The organism is Nocardioides marmorisolisilvae, assembly GCF_003725775.1.
Classification (GTDB): Bacteria; Actinomycetota; Actinomycetes; order Propionibacteriales; family Nocardioidaceae; genus Marmoricola; species Marmoricola marmorisolisilvae.
On record NZ_RJSG01000002.1, the window covers coordinates 2,325,569 to 2,341,384 of the forward strand.

The following is a 15,816-nucleotide window of genomic DNA, read 5'->3' on the forward strand; positions in this document are numbered from 1 at the left end:
GGTTCTGGCCGCTGAGATGGTGCCGACTGCTCGGGACTATCCCGTCAGCTGAGCTTCCCGGAGACCAGGAACCAGGTCCACACCAGGGACCCGATCAGCAGCCCGACGTGGCCGAGGACCGAGAGGCCCGGCCCCTCGCCCCAGGAGTCGGCGGCAGGATCCGCGGCGTGCCGTCCGTGCGCCGGGACCCAGCGGACCAGGAGCAGGAGACCGGCCACGGTGGTCACCCACCAGCACAGCAGGCCGGCGTACCCGACGACCTCGCGCAGCGAGTCGACGAGCAGGAACGCGCCCCACAGCGCCAGCGCCGGTACGCCGAACAGGGTGTGCAGGTTGACGAGCCGGTGCGGCACGTCGAGCCGGCCGGCGGCCTCGTGGCTGGCCGCCATGCGGACCCGCGTCAGCACCACCACGACCGCGGCGAGCGCGGTCAGCACCAACGAGATCCGCTCCGGGTTCACTCCGCGCTCCCACCCTCGGGCTCGGACACGGGAGCCGGCCAAGGAGCGGGTGCCGGAGCAGCCTGGGGTGCAGCCGCGGGCTTGCCGTCCAACTGATCAGCCAGCCGGTCGAGCAGCGCGTCGACCTCGCTGGCCCGGTAGCCGCGAACCGCGGTGCTCAGCCGGAGGTTGCGCAGGTCGTCGCCGCTGATCGGACCTTCGGCCGGCACCAGGGCGTCCGGGCGGTCGTCGTACTCGGTGGCCATCGAGCCGCCGGTGCCGACCGCGACCACGGCGACGCCACCGACCACCAGCACGATGATGAGCGCGAACAGCCACATCATCGCGAGGCCTCCATGATGGAAACCGCCTCGTCGACGTCGTCAGTGAGCGTGAGCATGTCCAGGTCGGCCTCCGAGATCTTGCCGTCGGCAAGCACCGTACCGCGAAGCCAGTCCAGCAGGCCCGTCCAGTAGTCGACCCCGATCAGCACCACCGGGAAGCTGGTGACCTTGCGGGTCTGCGCCAGCGTCATCGCCTCGAACATCTCGTCGAAGGTGCCCAGGCCGCCGGGCAGCACCACGAAGCCCTGGGAGTACTTCACGAACATGGTCTTGCGGGCGAAGAAGTAGCGGAAGTTGATGCCGATGTTCACGTACTCGTTGACGCCCTGCTCGAAGGGCAGCTCGATGCCCAGCCCGACGCTGACCCCGTCCGCCTCGGCGGCGCCCTTGTTGACCGCCTCCATCGCTCCGGGGCCGCCGCCGGTGATCACCGCGAAGCCGGCCTCCACGAGGCCCCGGCCCAGCTCGACACCCTTGGCGTAGAAGGGGTCGTCGACCTTGGTCCGCGCCGAACCGAAGCAGCCGACCGCAGGGCCGAGCTCGGCCAGCGCGCCGAAGCCCTCGACGAACTCGGCCTGGATCCGCAGCACCCGCCACGGGTCGGTGTGCACCCAGTCCGACGGACCGCGTGAGTCCAGCAGGCGCTGGTCGGTGGTGGACAGGTCGACCTGGCTGCCGCGCAGCAGGGTCGGGCCCTTGCGCTTGCTCCGGAACTCCTCGGGCGTGCCGACCATCAGGCACCCGGCCCGGACGTCAGCCAGGTCCGAAGCGTCTGCTCGCAACGACGGATCTGCTCCAAGGGAACGTACTCCTCCTGCTTGTGGGCCAGGGTCGGATCCCCCGGGCCGTAGTTGACGGCGGGGATGCCGAGAACGGTGAAACGGGCGACGTCGGTCCAGCCGAACTTGGGACCGACCTGACCGCCGACAGCGTCGACGAAAGCCTTGGCCGCCGGGCGGTCCAACCCCGGCAACGCACCCGGCGCGGAGTCGGTGAGTGCGATCTCGAAGCCGTCGAAGAACTCGGTGACGTAGGCCAGCGCCTCGGCCTCGCTCCGGTCCGGCGCGAACCGGTAGTTCACGGTGACCGTGCACCGGTCGGGGATCACGTTGGTCGCGACGCCGCCGTTGATGAGCACCGCGTTCAGCCCCTCGTGGTACTCCAGGCCGTCGATCACCGGCATCCGGGCCTCGTACGCCGCCAGCCGGTTGAGGATCTCGGCGGCGCCGTGGATCGCGTTCTTCCCGCGCCAGGACCGGGCCGAGTGCGCGCGTTCGCCGGTCGTGCTGACCTCGACGCGCAGGGTGCCCTGGCAGCCGGCCTCGACACCGGCGTCGGAGGGCTCCATGAGGATCGCGAAGTCGGCCTCGAGCAGGTCGGGACGCTGCTCGGAGATGATCCGCAGCCCGTTGCGGACCGCGTCGACCTCCTCGCACTCGTAGAAGACGAAGGTGATGTCGCGCTCGGGCGTCGGCAGACCGGCGGCGAGCTTGAGCGCGACCGCGACACCGCCCTTCATGTCGCAGCTGCCGAGACCGTGCAGCAGGGTGCCGTCGTTGCGCGAGGGCAGGTTGTCGTTGAGCGGGACGGTGTCCACGTGCCCGGCGATGACCACCCGTTCGGAACGGCCCAGCTCGGTGCGCGCGACCAGCGAGTTGCCGATCCGGGTGACGCTCAGGTGCGCGGCCTTCGCGAGCTCGGCCTCGATCGCGTCGGTGATCGCCCGCTCGTTGCCGCTGACGGACTCCAGGTCGACCAGGGCAGCCGTCAGGTCGACGACGTCCGCGGTGAGGTCGAGGGGCATGGGTTCATCCTGTCAGGTCACCGGGTTTCGTCCTTCGAGATGGTTGCTGCGCAACCTCCTCAGGAACCTAGATCTGGGTCCGCGCCTCAACCAGCATCGGGCGGGAAGACGCAGAACTCATTCCCCTCAGGATCTGCGAGCACCGTCCAGCGCGGCATCTCCCAGAGCAGGGTCGCACCGTGGGCGAGGAAGTCCTCGACCTCGCCGTACACGTCCCAGTGCCAGCGGTTCTTCACCGTCTTGGGCTCGGGCACGTGCCCGAAGACCATCGCGAAGAACGGCGAGACCGCGCTCGACGGGAAACCCGGCGCACCGGTGAACCACCAGTAGCCGTCCTTCGGCTCGGCCTCGACGCCGAACGCCTCCGCCCACCAGCGCGCGCTCGCCTCGGCGTCCACGCTGTCGACGTTGAACTCGAACATCCGGTACGTCGCGATCCGCTCGGGCGGCTGCACGAACGCGCAGAACTCACCACCCTCGGGGTCGGCCATCACCGTCCAGCGGATCTCCTCGTCCTGCGGACGGATCACGGTCGCGCCCAGCTCCAGCACCTCGGACAGGTCACGGACGCTGATGTCCGGGTGCACCCGGTGCTTGACGGTCTTGGCCTCCGGGACCGGACACACCGCGATGCCCTGACCCTCCTCCGGCCCGATCACGTCGCCCGGGTCGGCCGGATCGTCGCTGAACCTCTTGAACTCCAGCCCGAGCGCCGCGGCCCAGAACCGGCTGAGCGCGGTGACGTCCTGACCCGGGGCCGGGTGGGTGTCGAGGCAGAGCTCCTTGAAGGTTGCGATGGCCATGGCGCCACCCTGCCACCTGAGACCGACAGGCTCCGGCTCCCGTCGCCCCGGTAGCCTTGAGGGCATGTCTGCGGCGACCTCTGGCACCCCTGATCGCGCGTGGGGCTTCGGCCTCGCCACCGTGGCCGCGGACGGCACCACGCTGGACACCTGGTACCCCGCGCCGGCTCTCGGCGAGGCACCCGCGGACGCGACCGCCCCGGCGTACCTGACCGCGCTGGCCGGCAAGGACGAGGCCCGCGGCGTGCACACCGAGGTGGTCCTGCGCTCGATCGAGCTGGCCTCCGCGCCGGCTGACGCCAGCGACGTCTACCTGCGCCTGCACCTGCTGAGCCACCGCCTGGTCGCCCCGCACGCGCTGAGCCTCGAGGGCCAGTTCGGACTGCTCGCCAACGTCGTGTGGACCAGTCGCGGCCCGTGCTCGCCGGCCGGCTTCGAGGAGGTCCGCGCCGCGCTCAAGGCCGACGGGCCGGTCGAGGTCTTCGGCATCGACAAGTTCCCGCGGATGACCGACTACGTCGTCCCCACCGGCGTCCGCATCGCCGACGCCGACCGCGTCCGCCTCGGTGCGCACCTGGCCGAGGGCACCACCGTGATGCACGAGGGCTTCGTGAACTTCAACGCCGGCACGCTGGGCACCTCGATGGTCGAGGGCCGCATCTCGGCCGGCGTCGTGGTCGGTGACGGCTCCGACATCGGCGGCGGCGCCTCGATCATGGGCACGCTGTCGGGCGGCGGCTCGCAGGTCATCGCGATCGGCCAGCGCTGCCTTCTCGGCGCCAACTCCGGCATCGGCATCTCGCTCGGCGACGACTGCGTGGTCGAGGCCGGTACCTACGTCACCGCAGGGACCAAGGTGACGCTGCACGACGGCAGCACCCGGAAGGCGCTCGAGCTCTCCGGAGCGAGCAACATCCTGTTCCGCCGCAACTCCGTCACCGGTGCCGTCGAGGCCGTCCCGTGGAAGGCCGCGGGTATCACCTTGAACGCCGACCTGCACGCGAACTGATGCCGCGGAAGCGTCGCCGTTCGGGAGTCGTCTCCTTCGTCTTCCTGGCCACCCTGGCGGTGGTCGGCGGGGTCATCTTCGCCGTCTGGCGGGGCGCCGGCCCGCTGCCGGACCCGGAGGGCTGCAAGGCGAACGTCAGCGGACGCACCGTCAACCTCGACCCCGAGCAGGGACGCAACGCCGCCCTGATCTCCGCCATCGCGGTCCGACGTGGCCTGCCCGCGCGCGCTGCGTCGATCGCCCTGGCGACGGCGTTCCAGGAGAGCAAGATCCGCAACCTGGCCCACGGCGACCGGGACTCGGTCGGCATCTTCCAGCAGCGTCCCTCCCAGGGCTGGGGCACCGCGGCCCAGATCCAGGACGAGCACTACGCGATCAACAAGTTCTACGACGCCCTGGTGAAGATCGACGGCTACGAGACCATGCGGATCACCGAGGCTGCGCAGAAGGTGCAGCGCTCCGGGTTCCCCGAGGCCTACGAGGACCACGCTCCCGACGCCCGCGCCCTCGCCTCCGCCCTGACCGGCTACAGCCCGGGTGGCGACTTCACCTGCGTGGTGCACGAGCCGAAGACCCACGGGACGGCTGCTGCGGTCACCCGGTCGCTGGCCGGCTCTTTCGGCTCCGGGCTCGAGGTGCGGCGCACCGGCGCCCGGCAGGACCTGACGCTGCCGGTGGCGACCGGCCAGGACGGCAACCGCCAGGGCTGGGCCGCGGCCGCGTACCTGGTCGCGTACGCCGGCAACCTGAAGATCGAGTCGATCGCCTTCGACGGGCTGATCTGGCACAGCGGCCGGGCCTCGGAGAAGGGCTGGCAGGACTCGAACGCCGACGGCAGCGCCGTCCGGGTCATCCTTCGCTGAGGTAGAGCACGTCGCCGACGTCGCAGCCCAGCGCGTCGCAGATCGCGGTCAGGGTCGAGAACCGGACCGCCTTCGCACGGCCGTTCTTGAGGATCGAGAGGTTCACGATCGTCACGCCGACGCGGTCGGCGAGCTCGGTCAGCGTCATGCCGCGTTCCTCGAGCAGCTCGTCGAGCCGCACGCCGATGCGGTGACCCTCCTCCGGGTCGACCGGGCTCACACCAGCCCCTCGACGTCGTCGGCCATCCGTACGCCGCGGTGCCACACGTCGGCGAGCACCAGGACCGCGGCGCCGACGAGCATCGTCCACCACGGCAGCGACGACCAGTGGTACGGGTAGACAGAAACGGTGTCCCCCATCGAGGAGGACTCGACCAGCCAGCGCTCGACGAACCAGTGGCCCAGAGACAGCAGCGGCGCACCGATCAGCACGACGACGCCGATCCGGCGCAACCGATTGACGTTGCGAAGGACGAACGGCGACTCCCCGCGCGAGTCCGCGACCAGGCGGGCCAGGGTGATCGCGATGAACGCGACGCCCGCGTAGCCAGCGAGCTGGATGCCGATGAAGCTGAGCTTCTGGAGGAAGGTGAAGTCCCAGAGCTGGACGACGCTGCTGCCGGGCAGCAGCTCGGCCCAGTGCGGTGGAGTTCCCCCACGAGAATCGGGGAAGCCGCCGTTCAGGTCCCGGTAGGACGCGAGCAGCGCATCGAAGCGGCTGGGGTCGACGCGGACCAGGACGGTCGGGTTGGTCACCCACTGGCTGTTGCTGCCGTCCAGGCTGATCGGGTCCAACCAGCGCGGGAGGTCCGCGTAGCCGATGCGCTGGAAGCCGGTGTACCCGAGGATCCAGAGGGTCGACCAGAACGCGCAGAGCAGGGCGACGAGGTACAGGCTGGCCTCGACGAGCCGAGCGGGACGGAAGCTGCGCATCACGTCCTCCTTATCGTTTTTCGTTAATATCGAAAAACGATAAGACTGCTTGTTGTGGCGCGTCAAGCGATAGTGCCGAGCGACCTGGCTGGGTTCGGAGCTCGAAAGCCGCCAGAACGGTAGGGACTATCCCAGGCGGGCGACGGCGGCGTCGATGCGCTCGTCCGTTGCGGTCAAGGCCACCCGGACGTGCTGCTGACCGGCGACCCCGTAGAACGACCCGGGCGCCACCAGGATGCCGCGGTCGGCGAACCAGGAGACGGTCTCCCAGCAGTCCTCACCCCGGGAAGCCCAGAGGTACAGGGCGCCCTCGGAGTGGTCGATCGTGAAGCCCGCACCCTCCAGCGCGGCTTTCAGCTTCACGCGCCGCGCGGCGTACCGGGCGTGCTGCTCGACCACGTGCGCGTCGTCGTTCAGGGCCGCGATCATCGCGTGCTGCTGCGGGGCCGGCATCTGCAGACCGAGGTTCTTGCGGACCGCCAGCAGCTCGCCGATGACGGCCGGGTCGCCGGCGACGAACGCACACCGGTACCCGGCCAGGTTGGACCGCTTCGACAGCGAGTGCACCGCGAGGATGCCCTCGGCACTCCCGCCGCAGACGTCCGGGTGCAGCACCGAGACGGCCGGCTCGCCGGTCCAGGTCAGCTCGAGGTAGCACTCGTCGGAGATCAGCAGCACGCCGCGCTCGCGGCACCAGTCGACGACCTTCTTCAGGTGGTCGACGGGCAGCACCCGGCCGGTCGGGTTGGACGGCGAGTTGATCCAGAGGATCTTCGGCGTGCGCGGACCGATCGAGGTCAGCGAGTCGGTGGCCAGGGTGTCCGCCCCGACCAGCGCAGCCCCGACCTCGTACGTCGGGTAGGCCAGCTCGGGGTAGACGACCAGGTCGCCCTCCTCCACACCGAGGTGCTGGGCGACGGAGGCGATCAGCTCCTTCGACCCGATCACCGGCAGCACGCCGTCCAGACCGAGGCCGGTGACGCCGAAGCTGCGGGACAGCCAGTCCACGCAGGCCTGCCGGGTCTCCGCCAGACCGATGGTCAGCGGGTAGCCGGGAGAGTCGGCCGCGGCGACCAGGGCGCGCTGCACCACCTCGGGGGTGGGATCGACCGGGGTGCCGACCGAGAGGTCGACGATCCCGTCAGCGTGCGCGCGCGCCCGATCGCCGTACGGCGTCAGGTGGTCCCAGGGAAAGTCCGGGAGCCGGCCGGAAACGCTTCGCGAGACGCTCAGTGCTCGTCGTGCTCCTGCGGCGGCAGCGCCGCCACCATCGCTGCGTCCTGCTCGATGACGCCCATCTTGGCGGCGCCACCCGGGGAGCCCAGCTCGTCGAAGAAGTGCACGTTCGCGTCGTAGTACTCCTTCCACTCACCCGGGACGTCGTCCTCGTAGTAGATCGCCTCGACCGGGCAGACCGGCTCGCAGGCGCCACAGTCGACGCACTCGTCGGGGTGGATGTAGAGCATCCGCTTGCCCTCGTAGATGCAGTCGACGGGACACTCGTCGACGCACGCACGGTCCTTCAGGTCAACACAAGGCTGGGCGATGACGTAGGTCACCTGACTCCTCCTACAGCTACTCGTCCGGGGCGGACTGGGGCAAAGCCTAGTATCCCGGAGATGAGTCCTACAGGCGGTCCCGCTTTTCGACACGTGACCAAATCCGGTCAGCCGTCGGGACAGGCGGCTTCCCTGGGCCCGCACGTGGTCGGCCAGCGCGTCGTCGTACGGCGCGTGCTGCCCGGCGAGACCGGTCCGAGCGGCGGTCCGGCGATGACCGACCTGCTCGGGATCTGCGAGTCGTGGAGCGACGGGATCGCGGTGATCCGGACCGAGGACGGCACCCGGGTGGAGATCGCGACGGCCGACATCGTCTCCGGCAAGCCGGTGCCGCCGCGGCCCCCGGTGCGGGCCCGGATCAGCACCCGCGAGGCGGAGAGTCACGCCGCGGTGCTGTGGGCCGGGGTGGATCGCGAGCCGCTGGGCGAGTGGGAGCTGCGCAGCGTCCCAGTTCCCCACGGACGGCTGCTCAAGCGCACCAACTCGTGCCTGGCGATCGGCGACCCCGGCTCCGCGTTCACCGAGGCCGTGGACTCCGTCCGGACCTGGTACGCCGACCGCGAGCGTCCCGCCCAGGTCCAGGTCGAGGTCGGCTCGGAGATCGAGCAGGCGTTCCTCGACTCAGGCTGGCAGCCGCTCCCTGACGGTGAGGCCGCGTTCTGGATGGGGTCGGTCAGCCGGGCGCTGCGCTCCAGCAGCGATGCTGCCGCCCTGGGTGAGGTCAGCGTCGACGGGCCGCGCCTGGTGGTCCGAACCGCGGGTGCCGTGGTGCGGGGCGGCATCGACGGCGACTGGGTCGGTGTGCATGGCCTGCACGTCGACCCGGAGCTGCGTCGCCAGGGTCTCGGGCTCGCGGTTGTGAGGACCTTGCTCGACGCGGCCGCCGAACGGGGCGCCCTCACCGTCTGGCTGCACGTCGAGACCGCGAACGAGCCGGCCCAGCAGCTGTACGAAAGCCTCGGGCTGACCGAGCACCACCGCTGCCGATACCTCAGAAGCCCCTCGTAGCAAGGGATTCCACGATCGCGCGGCCCGCGGAACGACCCGCGGCGATGGCTGCATCGATCTGGTGGAACTCGAGCAGGCCGATGTCCCGGGTCTGGCAGTTGACGACCAGGTCGGCCTCGTCTGCGGCGCTGCGGTCGGCGTCGCCGGAGGCGAACAGCATCGTGCGAACCATCGTCTCGCCGAGCGTCGGGATCCGCGGCGGCCGCTTCGGTCCGGTCCTCGGCGAGTCGTCGCGCGCGCCGACCGAGAGGTTGACCGCGATCACCGGACCGACGCCTTCGGAGGCGAGGGCGCCGACCGGCAGGTTCCCGGTCACACCGCCGTCGACCAGGATCCGGTCGCCGACGCGGACCGGGGGCAGCAACCCCGGCACCGCGGCCGAGGCTCGGGTGATGTCGCGCAGCAGCCCGCTGCGCATCGGGACCGCCTCGCGGGCCAGCAGGTCGGTCGTCATCACGGTCAGCTCGCGCGGGAGCGCCTCGGCGACCTGGTCACCGTAGAGCCGGATCGCGGCGCGCTCGATCCGCCGGCCTCGGGACAGGGCGTACTTCGGCAGTCCGTAGTCACCGAGCGGGTTGCGCCGGACGAACTCCTCGCGGAGCAGCTCCTCGATGTCGGCGACGGCCCAGCCGGAGGCGTAGAACGCGCCGATGTAGGAGCCGACGCTGGTGCCGGCGACCCGGTGCACGACCACGCCGGCCGCCTCCAGCTCGCGCAGCACCCCGACGTGGGCGAAGGCGCGCGCGCCTCCCCCGGCCAGCGCGATCCCGACGGACCGACCGGCGAGCCGGGCGGCCAGCGCCTCGACTCCCTGGTGCTGCTGCTGGTGCACCCGACGGGCACCGGTCGCTGCGAGCACGGCACAGACCCGGTCCTGGTCGACCCGGCCGAGCAGCAGCACCTCGGCCCCCGGGACCGACGGCAGTGCGCGGGTGCCCGCATCGACGACCAGCACGACCACGTCGGCCTGGCGTCGGCAGAAGTCGTGCCACTCGCCGGACGGGCCTGCCACCAGCAGCACCCGGTCGTGGTCGGCCTCGAGGTCGACGAGCCGATCGGGAGTGATCTCCTCGTGGACCAGGGCGACCTCGGTGTGCGGGACCATCCGGAACAGCAGCGCCTCGGCCACCTCCATCGGGGCCGCGCCTTCGGCAGCGATCACGGCGATCGTGCACGGCTCGGCCCTCTTCGCCGGCGGCGCCGGCAGGGTGCGGACCTGTTCGGCCAGCATCCCGGCGACCGACATCGCAACATCGGGCCGCGAGGCCAGCACGGAGCGGACGTCGTCCTCGGCGACCTCCAGCAGTGTCGAGTCGCGGACCGCGACCACGGTGGCACCGCGCGGGGCTCCGGCCAGCACGGCGAGCTCACCGACCAGCGAGCCGTTGCCCATCTCGCGGATCGACTCACCGTCCTTGTCCACCCGCAGCCGTCCGGAGAGCAGCACGAAGACCGAGTGCCCCTCATCCCCTTCGCGGAACAGCACCTCGCCGGCGCGCAGCTCGACCGGAGTGCCGCGTGCGGCCAGGTCCTCGGTGGCCTCGGGCGCCAGGTCGCGCAGCACCGAGACCGACCCGAAGCCCTGACTGGGCACCTCCACCAGCGGCCGTCTGCGGACCGCCGGCGGCGCCTCGTCGGGCGCGTGCTCGTCGACCTGCGGAGGCCGTTGCGAGACGGCGATCGCGACCACCGCGACGGCCAGGAAGCAGAAGAAGGACAGACGCCAGCCGTCGCGGAACATCGCCACGGCGCCGGCCGGGTCGAGCGGACTGGCGCCGCCGACGATCGCGATCAGGACCGAGATACCGAGGACTCCCCCGAGCTGGCGGACGGCGCTGACGATCGAGGAGGCCGTGGCGTACCGGCCACCCGGGACCGCCGCCACGGCGGCCGATCCGAGGATCGGCAACGTCATGCCGCAGCCGATGCCGGAGATGATCGCGCCGGGCAGCCAGTCCCGCAGGTAGTCCGGCGAGGTGCCGACCTGGTGCACGAACCACCACATGCCCGTGGCCCAGATGATCGCGCCCGGGAACGCGACGGTCCGGTACCCGCGTTCGTGGGCCACGTCGCCCATCCGCGAGGCGACGACGGCGGTGACCAGGGCGCTCGGTGCGACGGCGAATCCCGCCTGCAGCAAGGAGTAGTGCCACACGTAGCGCAGCCAGAGGATGTGGTTGAGCAGGTACGCGTACATGCCCATGCCGGCCGCCAGGGTGGCCAGGTTCGCGACCGCGAAGCTCGGGATCTTCAGCAGGCCCGGGTCGATCACGGGCACGGGGTGCCGGGTGATCCGGAGGCCGACCACCGTGAGCAGCGCGAGGCCCGCGATGATGCACGCCAGGGTGCGGGGCCCGGACCAGGACCAGTCAGGTCCCTTCACGATGGCCATGCTCAGCAGCGCGAGACCAGCGGCCAGGATCGCGACGCCCGCCAGGTCGGGCAGCTTGCGGCGTCCCGGCGAGCGGCTCTCGTCGACCATCCGCATGCCGAGGACGATCGCGGCGATGCCGAGCGGCAGGTTGACCAGGAAGGCCAGCCGCCATCCCGAGGCGCCGATGATGAGCCCGCCGATCGGCGGACCGAGACCGGCGGCGAGCGCGGCGGTCGCACCCCACAGGGTGACCGCGTGCGCGCGCTTCTCCTCCGTCGCGGCCTGGATCACCACGCCGAGGGAGGCCGGCACGAGGAGCGCCGCGCCGACGGCCTGGATGATCCGCCAGACGATGAGCATCTCCACCGACCCGGCCGTCGCGCACAGCACCGAGGCCAAGGTGAAGATCGCGACGCCGGTGACGAAGACCCGGCGTCGACCCATCAAGTCCGCCAGCCGACCGCCGGCCACCAGGAGGGCGGCGAAGACGACGTTGTAGGCGTTCAGCACCCAGGACAACGTGCTGGTGCTGGAGCCGTGGAAGGTCTGCTCGATCGCCGGGAAGCAGACGTTGACGATGGTGGCGTCCAGGAAGGCCAGGAAGGCTCCGAACGAGGCGATCGCCAGGGCGGCCTTGTCCCGTCCGGACTGGCCGGCCACGGGTCGCTGGGTGGTGACGACGTCGGTGCTCATCTCAACTCCTCACGAACTCGTGGTCGGCCTCCTTGGTGATGAGGATCCTGGCGCGGGCGAAGTTGATACGTAAAGGGTCCTGTGCCCGTAAGCACGGTCCGAATGTGACGCCGAGCACGCGTTCGGTTACGCCCCCGCGTGAGTGGACCAGACCATGTAACAAACCTCCTTAGAGGGCTATGTACGGGGTCTGGAACCCGTGAAAGCGTTCCTTCTGCATCCAACTAGCGGGGGTACGTCATGCAGTACAGCAACGGCAACAGCACGGTGGCAGTCGCGAGCGCGAGGCCGGCCGGAACGACGAGCCAGGGCAACCAGCTCAGCGTCGGCATGGTCGCCGCGCTGATGGCCCTGGTGTGCATGGTCTTCTCGACCACGCCCGGCCTGATCGACGCGCTGTCGCGGGTGGAGCTCCCCGCGCTGCACAGCAGCGCCACGACGGCCAAGCACCCCAAGGCCGCTGCGGAGAGGTTCCGCACCGACGGGGAGAACCTGCACGTCACGAACCGTGCGGCGGGGATCGCCGCCACCGTGGCGCGCAACGGCGCGCTCTCCGTCACCGCCGGCAGCAAGGCCGCCGTCACCCTGCGTACCACCAGCCTGTCCCGCCCCGGCCACGTCGTCCCGCTGACCGCGACCGCCGCCCCCCTCGCCACCGACTCCACCGCGACGATCACCCGCGGGGCCGCGATCGAGTGGTTCCAGAACCGCGCCGGCGGGCTGCAGCAGGGCTGGACGATCTCGAACCGCCCCGCAGGCACCGGCTCGCTCTCGCTCGGACTGGCCATCAAGGGCGCCGTCACCACCGTGACCGGCAAGGATGCTCTCAACCTCCAGCCGCGCACCGGCAGCAGCATCAGCTACGCCAACCTGCTGGTCCGTGACTCGCGCGGCACCAAGCTGCCGGCCCGCTTCGTCAAGACCGCCACCGGAGCCCGGATCGTCGTCGACGACCGGCACGCCCACTACCCCGTCGTCGTCGACCCCGACATCTCCTCGGTCGAAACACTGGCCCCCGCGTCCACGAATGCGAGCGCCGGCTTCGGTTCCGCCATCGCCGTCAACGGCCGCTGGATGGCCATCAAGGAGCCGGGCTACCGCAACGAGTCTGCGCGCGCCAACGGCTACAACGACATCGAGGGACGCATCGACGTCTACCACGACTCAACCGGCAACGGCGCCTGGAACCTCCTCCAGACCCTGTCCCCCACCACGGCCTCCAGCGGTGCTACCCGGTACCTGCAGCAGGGCGTCGAGCTCTTGGTGGAGCCCGCCGGCGTCACCGTCCTCGGTCTGACCAACAGCCTCGACAGCGTGGACGTCTGGACCTTCGCGGGCGACCCCGAGGGCGCAGCTCTCACCGCGACACCGCACCTGCAGCAGACCGTCACGGTCACCTCGGCCATGTTCCCCGGCGTCAACATCAACACCTTCCCGGAGTCGTTCGCGGTCGACGGCAACCTGATGGCGATCGGCATCCCCAACATGTCCAACCCGGGTATCCGGGGACCCGACCTGAACGGTGACGGCAACCCCGACGCGCTGAACGAGTACATCGGCGGAGTGGCCGTCTTCCACCGCAGCGCCGGTTTCGGCACCAACTACGTGTTCGACCAGCGCATCGACGCACCCAATGGTCTGAACGCGCCCAAGGCCAGTCGTGACGTGTTGCAGAAGTTCGGCACCGCGGTCGACATCGACGCCACCAACGGCCTGCTCGCCGTCGGCGCGCCGGGAGACGACGGCGTCCAGACTGTGACCGGAGGCAGCCAGTCCAGCCCGTCCGCGATGGGCACCAGCACCAACAACGGCGCGGTCGACGTCTTCAAGCTGAGCGGCGGGACCTGGAGCCAGGTGCAGCGCCTGGCACCTTCGGGGATCCCCAACGATGCCGTCTTCGGCTCGAGCGTCACGTTCGTCGGGAGCAGTGGCGGCGTGCTCGCCGGTGCGCCCGCCGAGAAGATCGGAACTGTCGCCGGCGCCGGCGCCGCTTACCTCTTCGACTGGAACGGCACCAGCACGTGGTCGCAGGTCCAGAAGATGTCCGGCGACCCGAGCAACGGCACCACCCCGTCAGCTGCCCTCGGTACATCGGTCGCCAGCGACCCGGCCGGCACCCACCTGTACGTCGGCGGCCCGAACCAGCTGATCACGAACTCCAGCGGTCCGTTCGGAGCGGTCTTCGCCTTCAGCCGTGCCGGCGCGAGCGGCATCGCGACGTATGCCGCGCGGATGACGCCGCCGACCACCAGCAACACCCACGGCGGGCTCACCCAGGGCTTCGGTCGGGGCCTGGCCGCTCGCAACGACATGGTCATCGTGGGCGCTCCGCAGTTCGGCACCGACTTCGAGACGCTGGTCGGGCGGGTCTCCCCGTTCTCCCGCAGCGGCAACACCTTCACGGCGCTGACCGAGATCAAGCCGCAGAGCGAGATCGCCGCTGACGACTTCGGCTTCCAGATCGCCCAGGACGGCGACATCCTTGCCATCACGTCGCCGGGTGCCTACCGCAGCAGCGGGTACGGCGTCGGAGCCGTGTCGGTCTACCACCGAGACACCGCCGCAGGTCAGTGGGTCTTCGACCAGTACCTGTTCCCGAACGGGGCCACGCCCGCCTTCGGCACCAGCGCGGACACGTTCTGGGGTGCGTCCGTGGCGATCCACCAGGTGAAGAACGCCAACGGCACCGACGGCGGCGCCGTCGTGGCCGTCGGCGCTCCGATGAGCTCTGGACTGGACGTCATCGGCAGCAACCCGACCGGAGAGACGCAAGTCAGCCACGCCGGCACCGTCGAGATCTACCAGCGCGGCGCCGGCAGCAGCGCGACCTGGAACGTCGGCACCGAGGTCTGGGCCGGTGGGCGGACCGGGACCACGGCGAGCCCCGGGGTCACCACGGGGGCCAACGTCGACGGTCACTTCGGTTGGTCCGTGGCCTTCACCGCGGACGGGTCCCTGATCGTCGGCGAGCCCGGCGCCCCCAACGGCGGCGCCATCCACCGCTACGACCGGAGCAACCAGACCAGCACCACCGCCGACTGGGCCGACAAGGAGGTCATCACCCAGGGTTCGGCCAACGCGAGCGGCTTCGGCGTCAACGTCGCCGCCGACGGGACCACGGTGCTCGCCGTCGACACCGCCGGTAACGGCGTGTGGCGCTACACCGACGGGAACGTGACCACCAACCTCGCTGCGTTCGCGCACTACCCGATGAACCTCCAGGTCGAGGCCACCCTGAACCACAACACCGGGCTCTCGGTCTCGGGCAACCGGTTCGCCGTCAACGGCAACGGCACGGACTCCTCCGGCAGCTACTTCGGTACCCGGATCTACCGGATGGTCAACGGCACCGCGGTGCGCGAGGCCGAGTTCACCGCGACCGGCTGCTGCGGCTGGTTCGACGCCGTGGACCTCAACCACGGGGGTGGATCGGTGCCGACCGTGGTCGTCGGCCGCACCGCAACCCAGGGCGGGTACGACGGGAACCCGGGCGGCCACGCCAAGCTGTACGTCGCCAAGGTCAAGGGCGACGGCTCGGCCCAGTGGTCCTTCCACGGCTACCTGCGCCAGCCGGCCGCCGATCAGGACATCGATACCTACTACGGTTCTGCAGTCGCGAACTGGCCGGCCAACGGTGGCGTCACGGTGGGCGCCCCCAACGCTCACGACAACCCCGATCTGATCAAGGCCGGCGCGGTCTACCGCTTCCCGACCTCGGACGTCACCCCGCCGCCCGGCCCGCAGGCCTTCGTCGACGTGACCCTGCCCCCGGCCGTGAAGGTCGGCGCCAGCTCGGTGAAGACCACCGGCATCCCGCCGTCCCTGCTGAGCAACGCCGCTGCCACCGACGGCGCCGTCGCGGCCACGCCGATCGGCAGCATCGACTTCTCCCAGGCCCCGAAGGGCACCGCGGTCAGCGCGTCCCCGCTGTCGGGCATCCCGCTCTCCGGCATCCCGCTGTCGGGCATCCCGCTGTCGGGCATCCC

Annotated in this window: 14 protein-coding genes; 4 read left to right on the plus strand and 10 right to left on the minus strand. The window is 70.6% G+C overall.

All coding sequences use genetic code 11. The features are described 5' to 3' along the window. Positions 1 to 44 precede the first annotated feature (44 nt). The 5 genes from EFL95_RS15345 to EFL95_RS15365 all read right to left on the minus strand — a co-directional run bounded on the left by EFL95_RS15345 (position 45) and on the right by EFL95_RS15365 (position 3,391). Positions 45 to 461 carry a hypothetical protein gene (locus EFL95_RS15345; protein WP_123234767.1) on the minus strand — a complete coding sequence of 139 codons (417 nt, stop codon included), beginning with the start codon at positions 459 to 461 and terminating at the stop codon, positions 45 to 47. Beyond that, positions 458 to 784, minus strand: coding sequence for a DivIVA domain-containing protein (locus tag EFL95_RS15350; RefSeq protein ID WP_246004968.1), 327 nt, complete (start codon positions 782 to 784; stop codon positions 458 to 460). The genes EFL95_RS15345 and EFL95_RS15350 overlap by 4 nt, the downstream gene beginning before the upstream one ends. After that, positions 781 to 1,518: an LOG family protein gene (locus tag EFL95_RS15355; RefSeq protein WP_123234769.1), complete on the minus strand. Its 738-nt coding sequence runs from the start codon at positions 1,516 to 1,518 to the stop codon at positions 781 to 783. Before EFL95_RS15355 ends, EFL95_RS15350 begins: the two co-directional genes overlap by 4 nt. Further along, positions 1,518 to 2,588, minus strand: coding sequence for a succinyl-diaminopimelate desuccinylase (gene dapE, locus EFL95_RS15360; RefSeq protein WP_123234770.1), 1,071 nt, complete (start codon positions 2,586 to 2,588; stop codon positions 1,518 to 1,520). Before dapE ends, EFL95_RS15355 begins: the two co-directional genes overlap by 1 nt. A gap of 86 nt (positions 2,589 to 2,674) precedes the next feature. Further along, the gene (locus EFL95_RS15365; protein ID WP_123234771.1) at positions 2,675 to 3,391 is read right to left on the minus strand and encodes a VOC family protein; all 717 of its coding nucleotides are present in this window, start codon (positions 3,389 to 3,391) and stop codon (positions 2,675 to 2,677) included. A 64-nt stretch (positions 3,392 to 3,455) separates the two neighbouring features. Between EFL95_RS15365 and dapD the strand changes: the two genes are divergently transcribed. Next, positions 3,456 to 4,400 (plus strand): 2,3,4,5-tetrahydropyridine-2,6-dicarboxylate N-succinyltransferase, encoded by a 945-nt coding sequence (gene dapD / locus EFL95_RS15370; RefSeq protein WP_123234772.1) that lies wholly within the window; start codon positions 3,456 to 3,458, stop codon positions 4,398 to 4,400. Then, complete coding sequence (locus EFL95_RS20120) at positions 4,400 to 5,263, plus strand: hypothetical protein (protein ID WP_123234773.1); 864 nt, start codon at positions 4,400 to 4,402, stop codon at positions 5,261 to 5,263. The genes dapD and EFL95_RS20120 overlap by 1 nt, the downstream gene beginning before the upstream one ends. Here the strand turns inward: EFL95_RS20120 and EFL95_RS15380 are convergent. The 4 genes from EFL95_RS15380 to fdxA all read right to left on the minus strand — a co-directional run bounded on the left by EFL95_RS15380 (position 5,250) and on the right by fdxA (position 7,755). Then, complete coding sequence (locus tag EFL95_RS15380) at positions 5,250 to 5,483, minus strand: helix-turn-helix domain-containing protein (protein ID WP_123234774.1); 234 nt, start codon at positions 5,481 to 5,483, stop codon at positions 5,250 to 5,252. The genes EFL95_RS20120 and EFL95_RS15380 overlap by 14 nt on opposite strands. Continuing rightward, on the minus strand, positions 5,480 to 6,196 hold the full coding sequence (locus EFL95_RS15385; RefSeq protein WP_123234775.1) for a hypothetical protein: 717 nt from the start codon (positions 6,194 to 6,196) through the stop codon (positions 5,480 to 5,482). The genes EFL95_RS15380 and EFL95_RS15385 overlap by 4 nt, the downstream gene beginning before the upstream one ends. Positions 6,197 to 6,322: 126 nt before the next feature. After that, positions 6,323 to 7,429, minus strand: coding sequence for a succinyldiaminopimelate transaminase (dapC, locus tag EFL95_RS15390; protein ID WP_123235010.1), 1,107 nt, complete (start codon positions 7,427 to 7,429; stop codon positions 6,323 to 6,325). Further along, positions 7,426 to 7,755 carry a ferredoxin gene (gene fdxA, locus EFL95_RS15395; RefSeq protein ID WP_123234776.1) on the minus strand — a complete coding sequence of 110 codons (330 nt, stop codon included), beginning with the start codon at positions 7,753 to 7,755 and terminating at the stop codon, positions 7,426 to 7,428. The genes dapC and fdxA overlap by 4 nt, the downstream gene beginning before the upstream one ends. Before the next feature lie 93 nt (positions 7,756 to 7,848). On the opposite strand from fdxA, the gene EFL95_RS15400 reads away from it, so the two are divergent. Further along, positions 7,849 to 8,763, plus strand: a complete 915-nt coding sequence (locus EFL95_RS15400; RefSeq protein ID WP_148045067.1) for a GNAT family N-acetyltransferase — start codon at positions 7,849 to 7,851, stop codon at positions 8,761 to 8,763. Here EFL95_RS15400 and EFL95_RS15405 read toward each other — a convergent pair. Then, a complete protein-coding gene (locus tag EFL95_RS15405; RefSeq protein WP_123234778.1) occupies positions 8,747 to 11,830 on the minus strand; it encodes an MFS transporter in 3,084 nt (1,027 codons plus the stop codon). The genes EFL95_RS15400 and EFL95_RS15405 overlap by 17 nt on opposite strands. A 240-nt stretch (positions 11,831 to 12,070) precedes the next feature. Here EFL95_RS15405 and EFL95_RS15410 point away from each other — a divergent pair. After that, a partial coding sequence (locus EFL95_RS15410) for a hypothetical protein (RefSeq protein WP_148045068.1) occupies positions 12,071 to 15,816 on the plus strand: 3,746 nt, incomplete at its 3' end.

Excerpts from the sequence above, each read along its gene's own strand:
- EFL95_RS15350 (WP_246004968.1), bottom strand. The coding sequence starts at position 784 with ATGATGTGGCTGTTCGCGCTCATCATCGTGCTGGTGGTCGGTGGCGTC.
- EFL95_RS15355 (WP_123234769.1), bottom strand. The coding sequence starts at position 1,518 with ATGGTCGGCACGCCCGAGGAGTTCCGGAGCAAGCGCAAGGGCCCGACC.
- dapE (WP_123234770.1), bottom strand. The coding sequence starts at position 2,588 with ATGCCCCTCGACCTCACCGCGGACGTCGTCGACCTGACGGCTGCCCTG.
- EFL95_RS15365 (WP_123234771.1), bottom strand. The coding sequence starts at position 3,391 with ATGGCCATCGCAACCTTCAAGGAGCTCTGCCTCGACACCCACCCGGCC.
- dapD (WP_123234772.1), top strand. The coding sequence starts at position 3,456 with ATGTCTGCGGCGACCTCTGGCACCCCTGATCGCGCGTGGGGCTTCGGC.
- EFL95_RS20120 (WP_123234773.1), top strand. The coding sequence starts at position 4,400 with ATGCCGCGGAAGCGTCGCCGTTCGGGAGTCGTCTCCTTCGTCTTCCTG.
- EFL95_RS15385 (WP_123234775.1), bottom strand. The coding sequence starts at position 6,196 with ATGCGCAGCTTCCGTCCCGCTCGGCTCGTCGAGGCCAGCCTGTACCTC.
- EFL95_RS15405 (WP_123234778.1), bottom strand. The coding sequence starts at position 11,830 with ATGAGCACCGACGTCGTCACCACCCAGCGACCCGTGGCCGGCCAGTCC.